The organism is Micromonospora parastrephiae, assembly GCF_016802865.1.
GTDB classification, from domain to species: Bacteria; Actinomycetota; Actinomycetes; order Mycobacteriales; family Micromonosporaceae; genus Micromonospora; species Micromonospora parastrephiae.
The window spans coordinates 50,006-68,507 of sequence record NZ_JAEVHM010000001.1 but is presented as its reverse complement, the minus strand read 5'-3'; the positions used below and the strand labels follow the sequence as shown (position 1 = coordinate 68,507).

Annotated in this window: 15 protein-coding genes and 1 pseudogene; 15 read left to right on the top strand and 1 reads right to left on the bottom strand. The window is 69.0% G+C overall.

Features of this window, described 5'->3' with window-relative positions; translation table 11 throughout:
• Positions 1 to 228: 228 nt before the first annotated feature.
• From JNW91_RS00345 to JNW91_RS33370, 15 genes and pseudogenes are all read left to right on the top strand, one after another.
• Positions 229 to 444, top strand: a complete 216-nt coding sequence (locus tag JNW91_RS00345) for a hypothetical protein (RefSeq protein WP_203172932.1) — start codon at positions 229 to 231, stop codon at positions 442 to 444.
• Positions 445 to 464: 20 nt separating this feature from the next.
• Entirely contained in the window at positions 465 to 2,963 is a 2,499-nt protein-coding gene (locus JNW91_RS00340) for a sensor histidine kinase (RefSeq protein ID WP_238423973.1), read from the top strand.
• Entirely contained in the window at positions 2,960 to 3,367 is a 408-nt protein-coding gene (locus JNW91_RS00335; protein WP_203172931.1) for a roadblock/LC7 domain-containing protein, read from the top strand. Before JNW91_RS00340 ends, JNW91_RS00335 begins: the two co-directional genes overlap by 4 nt.
• Positions 3,368 to 3,950: 583 nt before the next feature.
• A complete protein-coding gene (locus tag JNW91_RS00330; RefSeq protein WP_203172930.1) occupies positions 3,951 to 5,306 on the top strand; it encodes an ABC transporter substrate-binding protein in 1,356 nt (451 codons plus the stop codon).
• Positions 5,307 to 5,326: 20 nt separating this feature from the next.
• Positions 5,327 to 6,148 carry a class I SAM-dependent methyltransferase gene (locus JNW91_RS00325; RefSeq protein WP_203172929.1) on the top strand — a complete coding sequence of 274 codons (822 nt, stop codon included), beginning with the start codon at positions 5,327 to 5,329 and terminating at the stop codon, positions 6,146 to 6,148.
• Between the two features lie 24 nt (positions 6,149 to 6,172).
• Positions 6,173 to 7,051 carry a branched-chain amino acid ABC transporter permease gene (locus JNW91_RS00320; RefSeq protein ID WP_203172928.1) on the top strand — a complete coding sequence of 293 codons (879 nt, stop codon included), beginning with the start codon at positions 6,173 to 6,175 and terminating at the stop codon, positions 7,049 to 7,051.
• Complete coding sequence (locus JNW91_RS00315; protein WP_203172927.1) at positions 7,048 to 8,037, top strand: branched-chain amino acid ABC transporter permease; 990 nt, start codon at positions 7,048 to 7,050, stop codon at positions 8,035 to 8,037. Before JNW91_RS00320 ends, JNW91_RS00315 begins: the two co-directional genes overlap by 4 nt.
• Positions 8,034 to 9,545, top strand: coding sequence for an ATP-binding cassette domain-containing protein (locus JNW91_RS00310; protein WP_203172926.1), 1,512 nt, complete (start codon positions 8,034 to 8,036; stop codon positions 9,543 to 9,545). Before JNW91_RS00315 ends, JNW91_RS00310 begins: the two co-directional genes overlap by 4 nt.
• A gap of 127 nt (positions 9,546 to 9,672) precedes the next feature.
• Positions 9,673 to 10,110, top strand: coding sequence for a hypothetical protein (locus tag JNW91_RS00305; protein WP_203172925.1), 438 nt, complete (start codon positions 9,673 to 9,675; stop codon positions 10,108 to 10,110).
• A gap of 15 nt (positions 10,111 to 10,125) precedes the next feature.
• Positions 10,126 to 10,917, top strand: a complete 792-nt coding sequence (locus JNW91_RS00300) for a methyltransferase domain-containing protein (protein ID WP_203172924.1) — start codon at positions 10,126 to 10,128, stop codon at positions 10,915 to 10,917.
• 59 nt (positions 10,918 to 10,976) lie between these two features.
• Complete coding sequence (locus JNW91_RS00295) at positions 10,977 to 11,645, top strand: tetratricopeptide repeat protein (protein ID WP_203172923.1); 669 nt, start codon at positions 10,977 to 10,979, stop codon at positions 11,643 to 11,645.
• A 28-nt stretch (positions 11,646 to 11,673) separates the two neighbouring features.
• A complete protein-coding gene (locus tag JNW91_RS00290; protein WP_203172922.1) occupies positions 11,674 to 12,861 on the top strand; it encodes a tetratricopeptide repeat protein in 1,188 nt (395 codons plus the stop codon).
• Between the two features lie 25 nt (positions 12,862 to 12,886).
• Positions 12,887 to 13,147: a hypothetical protein gene (locus JNW91_RS00285; protein WP_203172921.1), complete on the top strand. Its 261-nt coding sequence runs from the start codon at positions 12,887 to 12,889 to the stop codon at positions 13,145 to 13,147.
• 299 nt (positions 13,148 to 13,446) lie between these two features.
• The gene (locus JNW91_RS00280) at positions 13,447 to 14,190 is read left to right on the top strand and encodes a hypothetical protein (RefSeq protein WP_238423972.1); all 744 of its coding nucleotides are present in this window, start codon (positions 13,447 to 13,449) and stop codon (positions 14,188 to 14,190) included.
• Positions 14,191 to 14,845: 655 nt separating this feature from the next.
• A pseudogene (locus JNW91_RS33370) lies at positions 14,846 to 17,128 on the top strand (EAL domain-containing protein); the annotation flags it as partial.
• 105 nt (positions 17,129 to 17,233) lie between these two features.
• On the opposite strand, the gene JNW91_RS31545 reads toward JNW91_RS33370, so the two are convergent.
• Positions 17,234 to 18,103 (bottom strand): DUF6545 domain-containing protein, encoded by an 870-nt coding sequence (locus tag JNW91_RS31545; RefSeq protein ID WP_238423969.1) that lies wholly within the window; start codon positions 18,101 to 18,103, stop codon positions 17,234 to 17,236.
• Positions 18,104 to 18,502: the final 399 nt, after the last annotated feature.

Sequence of the window (18,502 nt, the reverse complement as noted above, 5' to 3'; positions counted from 1 at the left end):
GGTTGTCATCCAGTTCCGACAATCCGCTGACATTCATCTCTGGGTGGATGTTGTCGACGCCGGGAATGTTGGCGGATTGTCAGAACTGCTTGGCAGGGCTGGCCGACATTGATCGATTTCGTCTTAGGTCGCTCTATGCCGGCGTCATCGCCGCCGCTGCGCTGACTCACCAGCCAGCGATACCAACTCACCGAGGGAAGGTTCGCCGTGCCTGTTGCCAGGAGGCTCATGCCCCTGCTGATCACGCCGCTGGTGGCGCATTTGGCCATCGCGCCGCAGCTGCTGGTGTCGACCGGCCGGCAACTTTCCCCCGACCGCCCTGTCAGCGAGCAGGTGCTTGTTATGACGACCCGGCCAGCGACCGGGCGGCGCTCGCCGCGTGACACGGCGTGGAGCGGGCGTGGCTGCCGGGCCGCATCCACGGACAGCCGGGCGGCGGTGTGAGCGCGTCCAGTGGCGGTGCGATGCGGGTCTCACGGGTCATAGTGGGCCGCCAGTTGGCGGATATGTCGGTGCGGTGGAAGGCCGGGCTGATCGTGCTACCGACGGTGCTGGTCGCGGTGGTGTCGGCGGGTTTCGGATTGTGGTCCTCTGTGGGGGAGGCCCAGGCTGCCGCTGGTGCCGGGGACTTGTTCTATGTCGGCGCGTCGGCAACCGAGGTGACGCAGCGTCTGCAGGCTGAGCGGATCGCTGCAGTGGGTCTGCTGCTGCCGGGGTCGACGGTGAAGCCTGCGGATTTCGAGCGGGCCGTGCAGGGCACCGATGAGGCGATCTCCCGATTCCGGGTGCTGCGGGGAGAACTCGAAAACCCGCCCGGGGGCGTGCGTGGTGTTCTGTCCCGCGCTGACGCGGGGTTGGCGGATGTGCAGGCGCAGCGGCAGCGGGTGCGCGGAGACGGCCTGGTGGCGCTGTCCGCCGTGGCGTTCGGTTACCGGATCGTCATCGCCGATCTGGGGGATCTGCTGTTGGCGGTGGCTCAGAGCGGCGTGCAGTCGCAGCTCGCCGATGAGATGCGCGCGTCCGCGGCGGTGTCGCGGGCCCGTGAGGCGGTGGGTCAGCAGCAGGTGGCGGTGTTGCAGGCGGTGGCGGCGCGGCGGTTGACTCCGGCGCTGCACGCGGAAGTCGTGGCCGCTCGTACCGGCCAGGACGAGGCGTTGCGCGAGTTCGACGCGTTGGCGCGCCCGTCATGGAGGGCGCGGTTGGGACGCACGTTGACTGGCGGGGACGTCCTCGCCGCGGTGCGGCTGGACGGGCTGGTGTCTGGCACCGGGGTGTATGAGCCGGTGCGGTTGCCGGGCGGGGCCGGGCAGTGGAGCCGAGTGATGACCAGTCGCGCGGATCTGTTGGCCCAGGTGCAGGCGGCGGTGAACGATGACATCGCGGCTGCCGCCGACGACCTGTGGATAGCGCAGGTCCGGGCTGCGGCGGTGCAAGCTGCGGTGCTGTTAGTGATGTTGCTGGTCGCCGCGGTAACGGCGGTCCGGGTGGCCCGGTCGCTGGTCGCGCAGCTGTCGTCGCTGGAGCAGGGCGCCCGTCGGGTCGCGGACGTGGAGCTGCCAGCCCTGGTGGCGCGGCTGCGGGCAACGTCGGATCCAGCGGCGGCGCAACGGCTGGCCGAGGACACCGGCCGCGTGGCAGTGCCGGTGGTTGGCGGGGACGAGGTCGGCCAGGTCGCAGGCGCTTTCAATCTAGTGCTGGACGTGGCGGTGAACGCGGCGGTGGGGGAGGCACGGGGGCGTGCCCTGGTCATCGCCATGATCACCTCCGTTGGTCGACGCGTGCAGGCCCTGACCGACCAACTACTGGGCAGCATCGATCGTCTTGAGCGCGACGAGGAGGACCCGGACCGGTTGGCGAGGGTGTTCGCCGCAGACCAGCAGGCCACCCGGCTGCGCCGTTATGGATCGAATCTACTGATCGTTGCCGGTGGTGGCCCCGGCCAATCGCAGCCACATCCGGTGGTGCTCGCGGACCTGGTGAACGCTGCTCTGTCGGAGACCGAAGGCTTCGCCCGGATCACGATGGAGCAGCTGGTCGAGGTCGAGGTCGACGCCCGCGCGGTCGACGCCGTGAAGTCGATCCTCGCGGAGCTGTTGGACAACGCGACCCGGTTCTCCGCCGCGCAGGTGCGGGTCTTCGCGGGGTGGTCGGGGCATGACGTGCGGATCCTTGTCGCCGATTCCGGTCTCGGGTTGAGTGTGGAGCAGTTCGACCGCGCTAACGCGCTGCTGGCGAGCCCGGAGATGGAGGTTGCGGTCACTGACCAGATGGGCTTGGTCGTGATTTCCCGGCTGGCGGCAGAGTTCGGGGTGCGGGTACGGCTGGGCGCTACCGAGCCGACCGGCGTCACCGCTGAGGTTCTGGTGCCGGCTGAGTACGTCACACGGGTGCACGTTCGGGAGATCGTCGTTCCCTGCCACATTGAACGGCCGTCCCGGCGGGCTCCCGCGCCGGCCGCTCACCCGGTCGCGGCGCCGTGGGCGGGGACCGGGTGGACTGGTCCAACACGGCAAACCCCGGTGGTGCCGGAGCCACCTTCACCCCCGCGCACGGACGTAACGATGGAGCTGCCGCCCGTGCCTCGCCAGCGGGGCCCGGTGTCATTGCCGGTGGGTGCGCCGCGACCGCCGGACCCGCCGATGTTCCAGGCTATGGCGGCCCAATCGCCGTGGTTGTGGCCGTCTCGCAGCGACGAGCGTGGTTTCAGCACCGACGCCGACGCGGGCTGGCAGGCGGCGGCGTCCGCCGCCGAACCAGCAACCGATGGACGCACCACCTCCGGTCTGCCTCGACGTCGTCCCCAGGCGCACGTCGTCCCGGGCGGCCTGCCGGCGCAGCGGGCCCCATCGGAGCCTTACGTGCAAATCGACCCGGCGGCGATCCGGGCGCAGGTCGCCGGCACGATGCGCGGCCTGCGAGCCGCGCCGTCTACCCCTCCCATTCCAACAGGAGAACGCCGATGAGTCTCGCCACTACTGCCCGCAATTCGCAGCTGTCCACTGTTCTGAACAACCTGGCCAGCCAGATTCCCGCAGTGGCGCACGTTGTTGCGGTTTCCGGCGACGGGCTGCTGCTGGCCAGCACCGACGGTCTGGACACCGACCGCGGCGATCAGCTCGCGGCGATCGTGTCCGGGCTGGTCAGTCTGGCGCGCGGCGCCACTGACCTGCTGGAGACCGGCGGTGTGCACTTCCAGATGCTGATGATGCGCGACGGGATCCTCGTCGTGCAGCAGGTGCCCGACGGGTCGTCTTTGGCGGCGTTAGCCCGCAACGATTGCGACCCGTCGCAGGTCGCCTACGAGCTGGCCACCATGGCGGCGCGTATCGGCGACGCGGTCAGGCCAGGGCCGCGAACGGCCGGCTGAGCCGGCGTGCGGGCGGCGATGAGCATGAGCGCGAACTCGGGCGTGATGGGACATGCGGCCTCGACGGTCAAGGTGCTGGTGACCGGCGGCGCGGGTGTGGGGAAGTCCTGCTTCCTTCGGGCCGCGCAGCGTGGCCGCTCGACGCGGCCCGGCCAGCCGGGTGCGGTCGGAGAGATCGGCTACGCAACCCTGTCCACTGGCGTCACCGTCGTCCTGCACGTGACGCCGGAGCTGCGGCGCTGGTGGTGGATGTGGGACCACCTGGCTCTGGGCGCCACCGGCGCTGTCGTGCTGGTCGACACCACCCGACTGCCGGTGTCCTATCCGGCGATGGACTACCTCGACGCCCGTGATCTGCCGTACCTGGTCGCGATCAACCGGCCGCTCGGCGGCTCCCGCAACCGCCGCGAGATCCGCGATGCCCTACAGGTCAGCGCGCAGGTGCCGGTCCTGACCTGCGACGCCACGGAACCTGCCTCCGTCCTGGCCGTTTTGCATCGCCTGGCCAGCCCTGTCGTACCACCCCAGCACCACGTACGGCCCTCGCACCTTTCCCCCTCAGAACGGAAGGACGTCGACTCTCGTGACTCCTCAGCCAACCGGCCGCCGGCACCATCGCTGGCGAACGGCGATCGCCGCCATCGCTGCCACCACCCTGCTTGCTGTCGCCGGCTGCGCCGGGTCGAGCCTCAGCGACGGGGATACCACCGCCACCGAGATCCGCATCGGCTTGATCGTGCCGAAAACCGGCAACTACAAGTCAATCGGTGATGACCAGGCCGCGGGGTGGCGGCTGGCCTTGGACAAGCTGGGCGGCAAGCTCGGCGGTCGACCCGTGAAGGTGATTGAGGCCGACGAGGGCGACGGCAAGGCCACCGCCCTCGCGTCGGCGCGCAAGCTCATCGAGCAGGACAAGGTCCTCGCTCTCGTTGGCGGGGGGACCGCCGACACGGTGCAGACCTTGTACCCGCTGCTGATCGAGTCCAAGGTGCCGCTGATCGGTATGGGTGGGCGGCCCTCAACGGTCGACAATCCCGCCTACCTGTGGTCGACGTCGTGGCTGAGTCAGGAGACCGGCGCGTCGATTGCCGGCTACCTGCGCACGACGGTCGGCGACGGCCGGGTGTGGGTGATCGGCCCGGACTACATCGGCGGTCGTGATCAGATCGGTGGTTTCGTCACCGCTTTCCGCAAGGCGGGCGGGCAGTTGGCGAACCCAGGCGGGGAGCCGACGTGGACGCCGTGGGCGCCGGCGCCGACGACCGAGTTCTCCCCGTACCTGACGAAGATCAAGGAGGCCAAGCCGGCGGCCGTCTATACCTTCTACGCCGGCGCGTCGGCGATCGAGTTCGTCAAGCAGTACCGCCAGTACGGCATCACCACGCCGCTGTACGCCTCGGGCTTCCTGACCGAAGGCGCGCCACTGGCGGCGTTGAAGGATCAGGCCAAGGGCATCTACACCGCCCTGAATTATTCGTCGACGCTGGACAACGCGGCCAACAGAGACTTCGTGCGCCGGTTCACCTCGGCCAACGAGGGGAAGCTGCCGAACGTGTACCACGTCTGCGCGTGGGACGCAGCGCTCGTGTTGGACAGAGCGATCTCGGAAGCGCTCGCCCAGCCTGATGCCCCCGCGACTACACCCAGCACCACCAGCACCGCATCCGCCTCCAGCAGCCCTGCCACGAGCGGAAGTCCGGCTGCCAGCCGCCCGGTTGCGTCGTCTGCCGCCGCGAGTGCGGCGGCCACAGGGCTGACCTCGCAGACGCTCACCGCGGCGTTGCCGCGGGTGGGGTCGATTGATTCGCCTCGGGGCGCCTGGCAGTTCGGGCCGGTAAACCACACCCCTGTGCAGGCGTACTACCTGCGGGAAGTGGCCCAGGACGGGCAGGTGTGGGTCAACCGCACCGTGCAGACGCTCACCACCCTCGGTTCCTGACTCCGAAAGGCATAGACACCATGACCACGACCACGACGGCCGCCGATGGGCAGGCCGGGTACATGTTCGACAACGCCACCGACGAGGCAGCCAAACAGCTGCGTCACCTCGCTGCGATCCTCGACGCGGACACGCAAAGGGTCTTGTTCGGGCTTGGGGTCGGGCCGGGCTGGAAGGTCACGGACATCGGCGCCGGGGCGGGCACGCTGACGACCTGGCTGGCCGACCAGGTCGCCCCGGACGGGCACGTCACCGCCGTGGACCTCGACCCCCGCTACATCCCCGAGGGTCCCAACGTCACCGTCCGGGCCGGCGACGTCCGCGAGATGGAGCTGCCGGCGGGGTCGCAGCAGGCCATCGTCGCCCGGCTGGTGCTGATGCACCTGCCCGAGCGGGAGCAGGTCCTCGCCGACCTGACGCGCGCTCTCGCCCCGGGCGGGGCAATGGTGGTGGCGGACTGGGACTGCACCTGGCGCGACATGATCCGCCGCAGCCCCAGCCCTCGGGCGACCGAGCTGATCGAGCGGTTCCAGGACGCGCTGCTCGCCTACGGGGAGTCTCGCGGGGCGGAGATGGGCTGGGCGCAGCGGGCGCCGGAGGTGATGCTGCACCTAGGCCTGGTCGACGTCGACAGCCGCATCGAGTCCCGCTCGTGGCGCGGTGGCACCGGCATCTGCCGGCTGCATCACTCCAACTCGATTCAGCGCGAGGCAGAGCTGGTCGCTGCCGGCATGAGCCTCGATGACCTGGCCGAGCTGCGTGAGGTGTTGATGGACCCGCAGCTGATGCTGTCGGGCTACTTGATGCACACCACCATCGGCCGGCGGCTCGCCTCCGCCTGACCTGCGTTCGGAAGGAGGAGTGCCGTGGGCCTGAGCGGGCTGGTCAACCCCTACACGATCACCGCGCTGGACGGGGTCGCGTACGGACTGCTGCTGTTCGTCATCGCGGCCGGACTCACGCTGATCTTCGGCGTGGCCGGGGTGTTCTCGATGGCCCACGGCACCCTCTACCTCGCTGGCGCCTACATCGCCTGGCAGCTTGCCGACGGCGGCTGGGTCGGCCTCGGCCTGGCCCTCGCCGCGGCGGTCCTGATCGGCGCCGTCGGGGGAGCGGGCCTCGCTGCGGCTGTGCGTCCCCTCACGGACCGGCCGCTGGACCAGGTGCTCGCCACACTCGGGGTGGCCTATATCGCCGCCGACGGGTTCAGCACCGTGTTCGGCGCCGAACCGCGCTCCGTCGACCCGCCCCGCGCGCTCGCCGGGTCGGTCAGCCTCGGCGGCTACCAGTACCCGGTTTACCGACTGGGGTTCATCGCGGTCGCCGCCCTGATCGTGGTGCTGCTGATCTGGCTCGTCGAGCGCTCCCGTGTCGGAGCGGTCGTTCGGGCTGTGGTCGCCGACCCCGGCATGGCCGCCGCCACCGGACTACGCACCCGCACGACCCGAGCCGCCGTGCTGGTCGGTGGGGGAGTCCTCGCGGTCACCGCCGGCGTGCTCGGCGCCCCGGTCATCGGCCCGGCCCCCGGCGTGGACACCACGATCCTGGTCTACTCGCTGATCGTCTGCGTCGTCGGTGGCCTCGGCAGCATTCGCGGTGCCCTGCTCGCCGCGCTCGGTGTCGGACAAATCCTCACGCTCGGCGTCGCTCTCGTCCCTGGCGCCGCCGCGTTTGTCCTTGCCGCCGCGATGCTGGTCGCGCTCACTGTCCGGCACCGCCCTTCGCTTGCGGGACGGCCCGCGTGACCACCACCCTCACACCCGCACCCACCAGCGCATCGGCGCAACGGCGACCCGTCAGCCGGGCGGCTCGCCTGGTACCTGTCGCTTCGGGGATCGTCGTCGCGGTGGCGGTGGCGCTGCCGTGGATGGTCAACGCCTACCTCGTCTCGCTCGCCGCCACCGCCTTGGTCATGGCCGTGCTCGCGATGAGCGCTCAACTGCTGGTCGGGCTGGCCGGGCAACCACCGCTGGGGCAGGCCGCGTACCTCGTCGTCGGGGCCTACGCCGCCGCTACGCTCGCCACGCTGACCAGTCTCGGTCCGGTCCAGTTGCTCGCGGCGACCGCCGCCGGGGCCGTCGCCGCCGCCGTGACCGGCCTGCTCGCGGTACGGGTTCGGGCCACCACCTTCCTCATGGTCACGTTCGGTGTCGGTGAACTCGTGCACGCCGCCGCCGGCCAGTGGGCGCCTGGCGGCAGCGAAGGCACCCACATACCACCGGTGGTGGCGCTGCCGGGCCTTGCACCATTGGTCCGGCCCGGCTGGGTGTACCTGTACGTCCTGGCGTGCACCCTGATCATCGCCACCGCGGTCATCGTCCTCACCCGCACTCGCTTCGCCCTGCTCCTGCGGGCCATCGCCGCCCACGAGCCCCGTGTACAAGCGGCCGGCCACCACACCAGCCGGCTCCTTCTCGCCGCGTACACCCTTGCCGGTGCGATCGCTGGCGCGGCCGGCGCGTTGCTCGTTGCGGTGACCCGCTACGTCTCGCCTGCTGACGCCGCCATGGGCATCTCCGCGATCGCCCTCGCCGCCGCGCTGATCGGCTCCGGCAGCATGATCGGTGCCTGCGCCGCCGCGATCCTCTTGGTGGCCGCCCGGGACTGGGCCGGCGGCCTGCTCAGCGGCCACGGCAGCACCCTTCTCGGCCTGAGCTTCCTCGCCCTGGCTTACCTGCCCCGACACCGGCTGGCCGGGCTTCTCACCCGACGCGATCGGGGGCGGACATGAGCGCACCGCTGCTGCGACTGGACACCGTCAGCCGCGCCTACGGCGCCCGCCGAGCCGTCGACAAGGTCAGCCTCGACCTGCACGCCGGGGCCCGGCACGCGCTCATCGGACGCAACGGCGCCGGCAAGAGCACCCTGCTACACCTGATCGCCGGCACCCTGCGCCCAACGTCGGGGCGCATCCAGTACGCCGGACACGACATCCACCGCTGGCCGGCCCACCGCCGCGCCAGCGCCGGCATCGCCCGCACCTGGCAGCATCCCGCTCTCGCCCGCCCGCTGACGGTCGTCCAGAACGTGCTACTCGCCGTGCCCGGGCAGCACCTGGCAGCGCTGCGCCTGCGGCCTCGCGCGTCGGCGGCGGCCCTGGACGCGCTGGACCAGGTCGGGCTGGCCGAGCACGCCCAGTGGCCCACCAGCCAGCTCTCGTACGGTGACCAACGCCGCCTCGAAGTCGCCGTCGCCCTGGCCGCCCAGCCCCGACTGCTCCTGCTCGACGAACCCTCCGCCGGCCTCGCCACCACCGAGGTCACCCGCCTCGCCGAGCTGATCCGCGCACTGCCCACCGACATCGCCGTACTGGTGGTCGACCACAACCTCGACTTCGTCACCGCGGTCGCCGACACCGTCACCGTCCTGCACCACGGCCAACACCTCACCACCGGCACCTCCAGCGACGTGCGCACCCACCCGGAGGTGCGCCGCGTGTACCTCGCCGAGGCGGACCCCACCAAACATGTGCCCACAACGCCGGAGGCCACCACCGACCCGCCCGTAGCTGCGCCGCCCGTCCTGCGGGTGCGCAACCTGCGAGCCGGGCATCACGGCGCGCCTGTGCTCGCCGGCGTCACGCTCGATGTGCGAGCCGGGAGGGTGAGCGCCGTGGTCGGCCGCAACGGGGCCGGCAAGACGACTTTGATCAACACCATCGCTGGCCTACACCCCGCGCTGTCGGGTACTGAAATCGTCCTCAACGACCGGCTGGTGACTGGCCTTTCTGCCCGCCGCCGCTCCCGGGCCGGCATCGGCCTCGTTCCGCAAGGACGCCGCCTGTTCGCCGGCCTCACCGTCGCCGAGCACCTTGCGCTGCCCCGACCGCATCCCGGCCGCCCCCGCAGCATCACCGCGCGGCAGGTCCTCGACCTGTTTCCCGCGCTGGGCGAGCGCCGTCACCACCGGCCCCACCAACTTTCCGGCGGCGAACAGCAAATGCTCGCCTTGGCCCGCGCCCTGCTCGCCGGGCCGCAGGTGCTGCTACTCGACGAACCCTCCGAGGGCCTCGCCCCCGCCGTCGTCGGCCAGCTCGCCGCGATCATCACCGGCCTTGCCGCGACCGGCAGCGCTGTCCTGCTTGCCGAGCAGAACCTTGCCCTCGCCCTCGACATCGCGCACGACGTCGCCGTCCTCGACCGGGGCACCATCGCCCTGCATGCCCCCGCAGCAGACCTGCGTGCAGATCCCGCCCGCCTGCACGACGTGCTTGCCGTGCCTACGGGATCCCCACGATGACCACCAGCGCCTCCCTTCACAGCCCAGCGAGGCGACCTCCGCGCCTCGCTTGCACCCGTGCACCTGGCGGGTCCGGCCCCACCAGGGGCAGGGCCGCCGTCCGAGCATCCATCGCGGGCGGCGGTGGGTGGTTGGCGTCGCCGACCCGAACGGCGCCGCCGACCACCCCACCCACCTTCAAGCGGGCAAGGGCGGTGACATCTTGAACGACGACGACACCAGCCTCTGGCTGCTCACCGACCTGGCCAGCTGCATCACCTGCCGAGGTCTCCTCCAGCCCTACGCCGCCGCCCCGCGTCGCCGGTTCTATGTCTGCTTCTGCCCTGGAGCTCTGTATGACGCGCAGCACCTGGAAGCACTTGTTGTCGGCTTCGCCGCCGCCTACGACCGGCGCACCGCGGCCACCCGGCCACTCATTACCTACCAGCGATGGCAGGAGTCCACCCGAGCCGACCTACGCCAACACCTGATTCGGCTTGTCGAGCAGGCCCTCGTCCATAGCCCCGAGTCCGTCGAGCTGTGCTGGACCCACAGCGGCACCAGCGTTCTCGCGAACCAGGGTTGAACCTAGGAGGAACCGATGACGTCCACCCAGCAGCGCAACCAGATAAGCAGCAGCACGCCGTCCCGAGACCTCACGAAGGTGTTCGACCCGATCGCGACACGTGAATTCGCGCGTATCGGAGTCCGAACCGGGCAGCGAGCTCTCGATGTCGGCGCTGGAGCTGGTTCGCTCACGCGTTACCTCGCCGGTCTGGTCGGATCGTCGGGTCGCGTCGTCGCCCTAGACGACGACGCGAAACTGCTCGACCCCACCGCGATTGTCCACGTCTACGAACGCGACCTGCGCCACGGGCTGCAACTACCCGCCGAAGCCGCGCCGTTCGACCTGATCAATGCGCGCTGCGCGCTGGCGCCGCTTGCCAACCGAACCGAACTGCTCGACGAGATGATCTCACTACTGAAGCCGGGCGGATGGCTGGTCCTCGGCGACATCGTCTACGCCCAGATGTGGGTGCACCGCGCCCCCTCTCCCGAAGACGCGGAGCTACTCGCCACCGTTGTGCACCGCGTTCTCGACGTCCTCGCCAGCCAGGGCGTCGACCTGCACTGGGGCGACAGGGCAGCCTCCCTGCTGCTGCACGCCGGGATGAACCACGTGCACGCCCGCACCACCGCCCGCACCTGGACCGGCGGCGGCCCCGGCTGCCAGCTCTACGCCGACAACGTCCACCAGCTGACAGACCAGCTCCTCCACGACGGCGCGACGGCCGAAGACTTCGATCGTTTCGCCGAGCTGATGGCCGACCCGATGGTGGTCCTGCGCTCCTACCAGTTCACCTCCACCATCGCTCAGGCCTCCGACCGCTAGGGCTGCCGCCGGCCACACCAACCCCGCAGACCACCCCTAGCTAGGGAGCCAGAACCGACATGCCAACGCGGACGCCGATGCCCCGGACCCGTCAACCGGCGCGCGGAGCACACCAGACGCCCGCCCGCGCGGCGATCGACCACGCCGCAGCGCGGCAGACACTCGGCGACCTCACGGACGCTTACCAATGGGCCGTCTACGCCCGCACGCTCGCCCACCACGGCACGTCCGCAGCGGAGCAACTCGACGCGGCGGTGCTGTTGGCACCCCTGGCCGCGCTGATCGGACACGCCGACCAGGCCTTCACCACCTACCGCGACCTGGTCGACCTCGCCACCGCCGCACTCGGCGCCAGCCACGAGCGGACCCTGCACGCCCGCGCCGGCCTGGCCGCAGCCCACCACCGCATCGGCCGCTGTGAGCAGGCAATCCGGGACCTCGCCGACGTCTACACCACCGCTGAACGCCGCCACGGACCCGAAGCATCCGCCACTCTGAAAGCGCTCACCCAGCTCGCGTGCCTCTACCGCGACTGCGGATCACCCGACATCTCGAAGCGCTGCCTCACGGTCGCCGCGACCATCGCCGCCCGCTACCTGACGATCGGCGACCCTCTTCGCACCCAGATCAGCGACATCGCGCGCATGCCGGCCAGCGAAAACCACCGCGCCGTCTGCACGCAGCTCACGCCGTCATGGCCGGTGCCGGCCACCTCACTGGCCGCATAGCGAACTGACCAACAAAGGGGAATGCACCATGCCGACGCGGTCCCTGCCGGTCGCTCCGTGGACGCCGGCGTTCGTCGCCAACACGGTGGCCGCGACGCTGAGACATGCCGCCGAGCGCGGCCTGCCTCCGGCGGTCAAGGAGGTGGCCAACGAATGCGGCGTGTCACGGGCCACCATCGACGAATGGGTGGCGCGGGCACGAGCGGTGCCAGCCGCCCCGGTCCCACCAGGGCTGACGGCCTGCCACTTCTGCGCCAACCGCATGATCCTGGTGCACCTCCCCGGAGGCCCACAGGTCTACCTGTGCATGCCCGCGTGCGGACGGGCACCTGTCCCGGCGCAGGCGTTGCGCGACGCGGTCGCCCAGGCGGTGCTGCACCGCGCCCCGCACCTCGTGCCCCCCGGCAAGACCGAATTCGCTTCCGCGTACGCCCCGGGTGCCCTGCACCGTGTCGCGGTCGGCGCCGATCACACCGATCTGCACCTCACGTGGCGGTCCCACCCGCGACAACTCGTCGGACCCCGGATGTCCATGGCGCAACGCCTCAGCTATACCCGCGCCCGCGCTGATCACGGTGACCACGCACGCGCCATCCAGGTCCTGCACACCGGGCTGCTGCTCACCGATCCCACCGACGACATCGGCGCCCTGGACCTTGCCACCGCGCTCGCCGCGGCCCTGCTCGCGGAGTTGACCGTCGTCCACGCCGACCCGAGCACCGCACTGCCCTGGGCCGGGTGGGCGCACCGCAGCCTGCGTGGCCTGCTCGGCACCACCTCACCGGAAACCGACTCGGCCCTGCGGGTCCTCGCCATCGCACACCGCCGCACCGGCAACCTCACCGAAGCCGCGAACTGCTACAGCGAGCTCATTCGCCACCACAGCAAGGCCGAAGGCCGTCGGGCGCTACCCACCCTCGCCGCCCAAGCGACCCTCGCCCTCGTCCTCTACCAGGACGGGCACTGCGTCCAAGCGCGTCAACTCCTTGGCCGCACCGCCGCCGACCACCAAGCCGCGCACCCAGGTCACCGCGACGGCCCGCGCCTGCGCCAAGAACTCGCCCGCATGCGTGCCAGCTGCACAGACCAACGCCACGGCCACCCGGCCGGAATCGACGACCCGCAACACGACTCCGCGACGGCATCACCGATGGGAGCTCAGCACCATGACTCATCGCATCAGTTGCGCCTGCAGGCCAATCTGACCAGGCGGTGAGGAATTGCGCTCGGACGGTGGGTCGATGGCGGGCAAGCGGCGCCGCATCTACGCGACGCTGCTTGCGGATCCCACGCGGACATGGACGGTGCGTGAGCTGGCCGCCACGGTGGATACCCCTACTGAGGGCACCATCCGCCCTTCAGAGGGCACCGTCCGCGACACCTTCAACGTGCTGCTCGCCGACGGACATCTGCGGCAGGTGCCACACCGGCGATCCCTGACGGCCATGCTCACCGACCACGGCCGACAGGCACTGACCAACCTGCTCAGCAGTGCCACGTAGCGCCTACAAGCCAACCAACAGACCGAGCGACGTCGGTGCGCATACGTCCCGACTGCCAACCGACCACACCGACGCCGGGTCGCCTCAACGCCGAAGCGTGCCAGCGCCAGCCCTCTGACCACTTGCCTATCCAGCGAGGAATCATCGCCGCGATGCCCATGCCCCGAACGACTACTCTCGCCCACCTGGTGACTGCGAGCGCTCTCGGAGTCCTGCTCACTGCCTGCCAATCAAGCACCCCCACCGGCCAAACCGGCTCGCACCCTGCGTCCCCATCACCACAACAGCAGAGCACCACGATGCCTGCAACGGCCGCCACCGATCCCGGCCTCACCCCGCACCAACGCCTGATGACACTGGCCGCGAGCGTCGCCAGCACCCCCGCTGATGCCTCCACCGGCCTGCCGTACACCTACCTGCACACTCAGTCGTGGACCCGCGCCACCAACGTGATTACACGCTCTGATGTGCATCGCTGGCGCCGCGACTCCGACAGCTCCGGCCGAGAGTTAACACGCCGGCTTCCCAATGTGCCTGGCCTCGCCCACCGCCCGACACCGGCGGAGCGGAGCAGGTTCCCGGCAGCCCCAGAAAAGACCACGCGATACCTGGCGGGCGAACTGCCGCCGTATCTGGCAGAACCGCTGCCCGCCGATGCCACCACGCTCGCCGGCTCCCTAGCACCACGGGAGCTGGCTAACGAGCCTGCCTACCCCCGAATGCTCGTCCACGGCGTCATCGGCCTCGCCACCAGCCAATATCTCAGTCAGGAGCAGCGCTCGGAGATGCTGCGCGTCCTGGCCGGCGTGCCGAACATCTCCTTCGGAGGCGAGCAGACAGACCTGGCCGGACGGGCCGGCCTTGGATTCAGTGTGACCGCCGACGGCTCCACAACGCAGCTCATCCTCAACCCTGGCACCGGTGAAGTCCTCTCTGCCCACGAACAGGTGACCGGCGCTCGGGCGGGCCTCTTCTCCCTTGTGCTGATCCTCGATCGCGGCCGCGCCGCAACCGACACCAGCACACCGTCCTCACGACCCTGACCTAGCGGCTCGTCGGGCGGGGGAGGCATGAATCGACCGCGCAAGATCGGCCGGGGCACGGATCTGCCACCCGCGCTCGTCCTGCAAGCCGCCGCGCAACAACGGCACCTCGGGTCCGCTGGCCCACATCTACTGCATCGTGGGCCATCCTAAATAGCCGATACCAGGACGATAGTGCCAGCAGTGCGGACGCGGAGCGGCGGCAGCTTAACTGCTGGTCAGGGGGTCTACGAGCACGTGAATGACGACAAAGCCTGGCTGCCCCCAAGGCCGGGCATTGTCAGTTCGTGGATCCCGCCCCAATCCCCTTGGTCATTTGTCCGTTGCATCGAGTGACCAGGCTGCGGGCACCAAGGGCGATGGCGCACCTCATGTGGCTGCGAGGTCACACTGAGCCACCAATGCTCGCCCCGAGTGCGCAGGCGGTTGACTTTTCGTTACGTCGGTCCGTCCCAGTGCGCGGTAAGTGACGAAAACGACTCTTTGCAGTTGATAATGGTCGACACGCGGTCATATGTTCCAACCATTAGAGAGATGGGGGAGGGGGTTCAGTGATGCGCAAGGGCGTTGAGTGGGACTAAGGTTGGCTTCACCTGTTAATGTGGACGATCTGTTGCAGAGAGGGCTGAGGTTGATGAATACGGGGGAATGATTGATGTCATCCCGACGACGCGGGCCTGCGCTGGTGCTGCTGACGGTCACAGTCTTTGCGGCGGCGCTCTCAAGCGTTTTATGGGCGACGGTAAACCTACGTCAACCGACGCCGTATTATTTGGTGTACCCAATAATGGGTACGGCCGTGATGGCGGTCGGTGCCATCTTTTCGGCGCCTGTGCCGCCCCGTATACCTTTTCGGATCACGCTGACGCCGACGGCGACGCTGTTGTGCGCATCAGTCTTGCCTGTCCCGTGGGTGATTATCTGCGCAGCTGTCGGCGTCACCGTGGCCCGAATTGTCACACGATACCCACGTTCCGCTGGTGTGCATAAGGCCATCCACAACGTCAGTATGGATGTCGTAGCCGCCGCGCTGGCCGCCGTAACTATGCACGCCTTCGGTATACGTCCGAGATTTGAGGACACGGGGCTGGCAACTTCCCGGTGGCAACTCTACGTACTCGGATTCCTTGTCGCAGGTATCGCGGTGTTAACTCTACAGGAAATAGTCACGACGGCCGCAGCGACGCTGGCTACTGGACGTCCCGTCCTGACGGTTCTGCGCTACATGTGGCGTACACGACTGATCGTGGGCTTGGCCGAAATCGGCACGGCAGGTTTGGTTTCAGTTCTCACCGGCCTCGATATGCGGGCATTGATAGCTCTGCCTGCCGCAATGTTAGTTCTGCACCTGGTGCTGACACATCGCCTTCGGATCCGTGAGGAACGGCGCGCATGGGAACACCTTGCCGTGCTGAGCGATGCCTTGGCCAGCCGGGACATCGATGTCGTGATCCGGACCGCGGCTGCCGGGGCGGTGAAGCTCTTCGGTGCTCAGGCCGCGGACATCGAGATCGCGGGCGGCGGCCGGTTGGTTCGTGCCGACCGCGACGCGGCGGTGGTGTTCGACGGTCCGGCGGAAGAAGTCCCTGTGTACGCCGCTGGCGCCCCACTGCCGATCGCGCACGAGATTGGCGCCAAGACGACCGGACTGCAAGGCACGTTGAGGCTGAACCTTCGTGGTCCTCGCGACAGGTTGTCCGCTCGCGAGCGCTCGACCCTGCGGGCGTTTTCGGCGACGCTGTCGACGAGCCTGGACATCGCGCATGCCTACGCCTTGATGAGGCACGAGGCGCATCATGACCGCGACACCGGCCTGCCGAACCGGGCGACGCTGCTCACCCGGGTTGCTGAGAAGGCTGCGGACACCTGCCACGTGGTGGCAATCCGGCTAGAGAACTACGAGTTCCTGGCTGACGCGGTTGGTCGCGATCGTGCTCTCGTCCTGCTGAACGAGCTGGCGGCACGGCTCAGTCGCACATCGAGAGACGCGGCGGAGGTAGCCCGGGTTGGCGACGCGGAGTTCGCACTCGTGATGTGGGCTACGACAGAGATGAGCGCCTACCAGCGGGCGTGCTACGCCGTGGCAACCCTGCGCCGACCCATTCACATCGGAGGCTCGCTGCTAGCGGTCCGGGTGAGCGCAGGCATGACCTCAGGCGCCCCCGACGAAGCCGCCGCTCTACTCGACGCGGCGGAGCGGGTGATGTGGTGGGCCATCCGGCAAGGCCAAGACCGTTTGGTCACGTATCAGGCTGGCCCGATCCAGAGCGTTCCGCTCGCACGAGAGCTCGATGACGCACGCATGTCGATCTCCTTCGAACCGATCGTTGATCTCGCCCGCGGTAGCATCACGATGGTTCAGTCCGTGCCCCGTTGGCTGTACTCGCGCTATGACGTGCTCGCCGCCGACGGGTACGCGTACCAACTCCTTGACGACCAAGACGCGTTGGAGGGTCTCGCGAGAACCGTGCTGACCCGATCGATAGCCGCCGCCGCGACGTGGCGGAACGCGCTTCCGCACGCTGCGCTGGTCGTGCCAATCCCTGCCCGCGCCGTGACACCCCGGTTCGTCGATGGGTTGCGCGAGGCGCTGCACGGTGGCCTGGCAGGCTCCTCGCTCGTGCTTGCACTAGGCCAGCCAGCGGATCTACCTCCCGGCGATGCCTCGGAGCAACTCCGTCATTTGGGTGTCCGGATGCTGTTAGAGGACTACGGAAGCAGCACGCGGAGCATTGAGTCGCTGAACGCGGCACCGTGGCACTTTCTGCGAGTGCACCCGGCCTACGCGCTGGACGCGGGTTGGCGCCCCGCGCGTTCGGTAATCCGCGCGGCCGTTGACCTAGCGATCGATCTCGACCTAGCCGTCATCGCACCGGGCATCGCCAGCGACGACGAGCGACGCGAACTATCGGCTCTCGGTTGCGCCCTCGGAAGCGGCCCGCATTTCGGCGGCGAGATGTTCCCGTCCCAGATCAGGGATCACGCGACCCTCTGGCAGCCGTCCGCTTTGGACGCCGCTGGAGCGCAGGTCCTGCCGCTCCGGCTACGCCGCGCCGGCCCAGCCGTTTCGAGTCACAGCCCTGTTCAACGGGGTGATCGGGAAACTACCGAAGGCCGTGGACCCAGGTTCCTCGGGCCGCGAGCCGTAGGCCACCGGGCTCCAGCGAGCGAGTTCCGCAGCGACGAGGGGGGAGTCATGTAGCGCAAGACCCACCAGCGCCAGGCGGCGGGCCTCCGCGCGAATGTCGTATGCCGCAAGCCGCCGCTGAGGTAACCGTGGGACGTCGTCCGAGGGCGGCTCGGTCTGATGGCGCCGCAGCGCCACCGCCACCTGAGCCGCCTCGACCACCGCAGCCGTACTCGTGGCATCCAGTTGATAGCGCTGGGCACGCTGGGTCGCGCTGTCGTGTACCTGCCGCGAATACCACGGACGCAGCAACCGCAATGCCTCGTGCACCTCGACGGCCCGCCGGTAACGCTGCCGGCTGCCGCCAATTTCTACCGGGACCCTTTCAGCAGTAGTGGTGGTGATGATTGCGGCCTCGGGCATGCCCGCTCGTAGGGTCATCCACAGCTGGTTGACCTGCCAGTCGGTTCGGCGATCGGTCCACCAACTCGTAGGCCACCACAGCCGCTGGCTACGGATCGAGTTGGCGGTACCGGAGGTCAATGCCCGGCTCGCGACCGTCGCAGCATTGGACAGCCGCTGGAAGAGCAGGTCCGCTGCGAGCTCCGCTTCAGCCTCGACGGCTGCGTCGACCTCGGCATGCAGGGCGTCGCCACTGTGGTTGAGGACAAGGTGAGCCAGCTCGTGCAGGATGCCTTGCGTTCGAGGCAGCATCGGTAGGGCCGAGTCAACAATGATGACGTCTGCGTGCTCGAGCTTGATGAGAAACGCAGAGGGGAGGTCCATACCGAGGTGCTCGCCGCGAAGGTGGATCGGGCGGCCTCGGCCGTGGGCGATAGCCTCGCACCAGGCATCGACGGTGTATGGAGCGGGCGGAGGCGGCAGCCCGGCATCCCGTAGGCGACGTGCGATACGGCCGCGTGCCCAAATCATGTGGGTCTTCTGACATCACAGTCAGTATGTGACCAGAGCCCCAGCGACGGTCGCCGGCGATGTGAAGACGGCCGTCCAATGCTCCGATGAAGCCGCTGAGCGCGACGGTCTGCGGGACCAACGTTTTGGGAAGGTGCGCAGCTCCCGCTGTGCCACGTGTGGTGCAGTTGCAAGTCGCGGCCACCGGTGTCGACCGGTATCGGCAGCGGCCCCGAAGTCTGCTGCTCCGAGGCCACTGACGCCAGCTCGCTT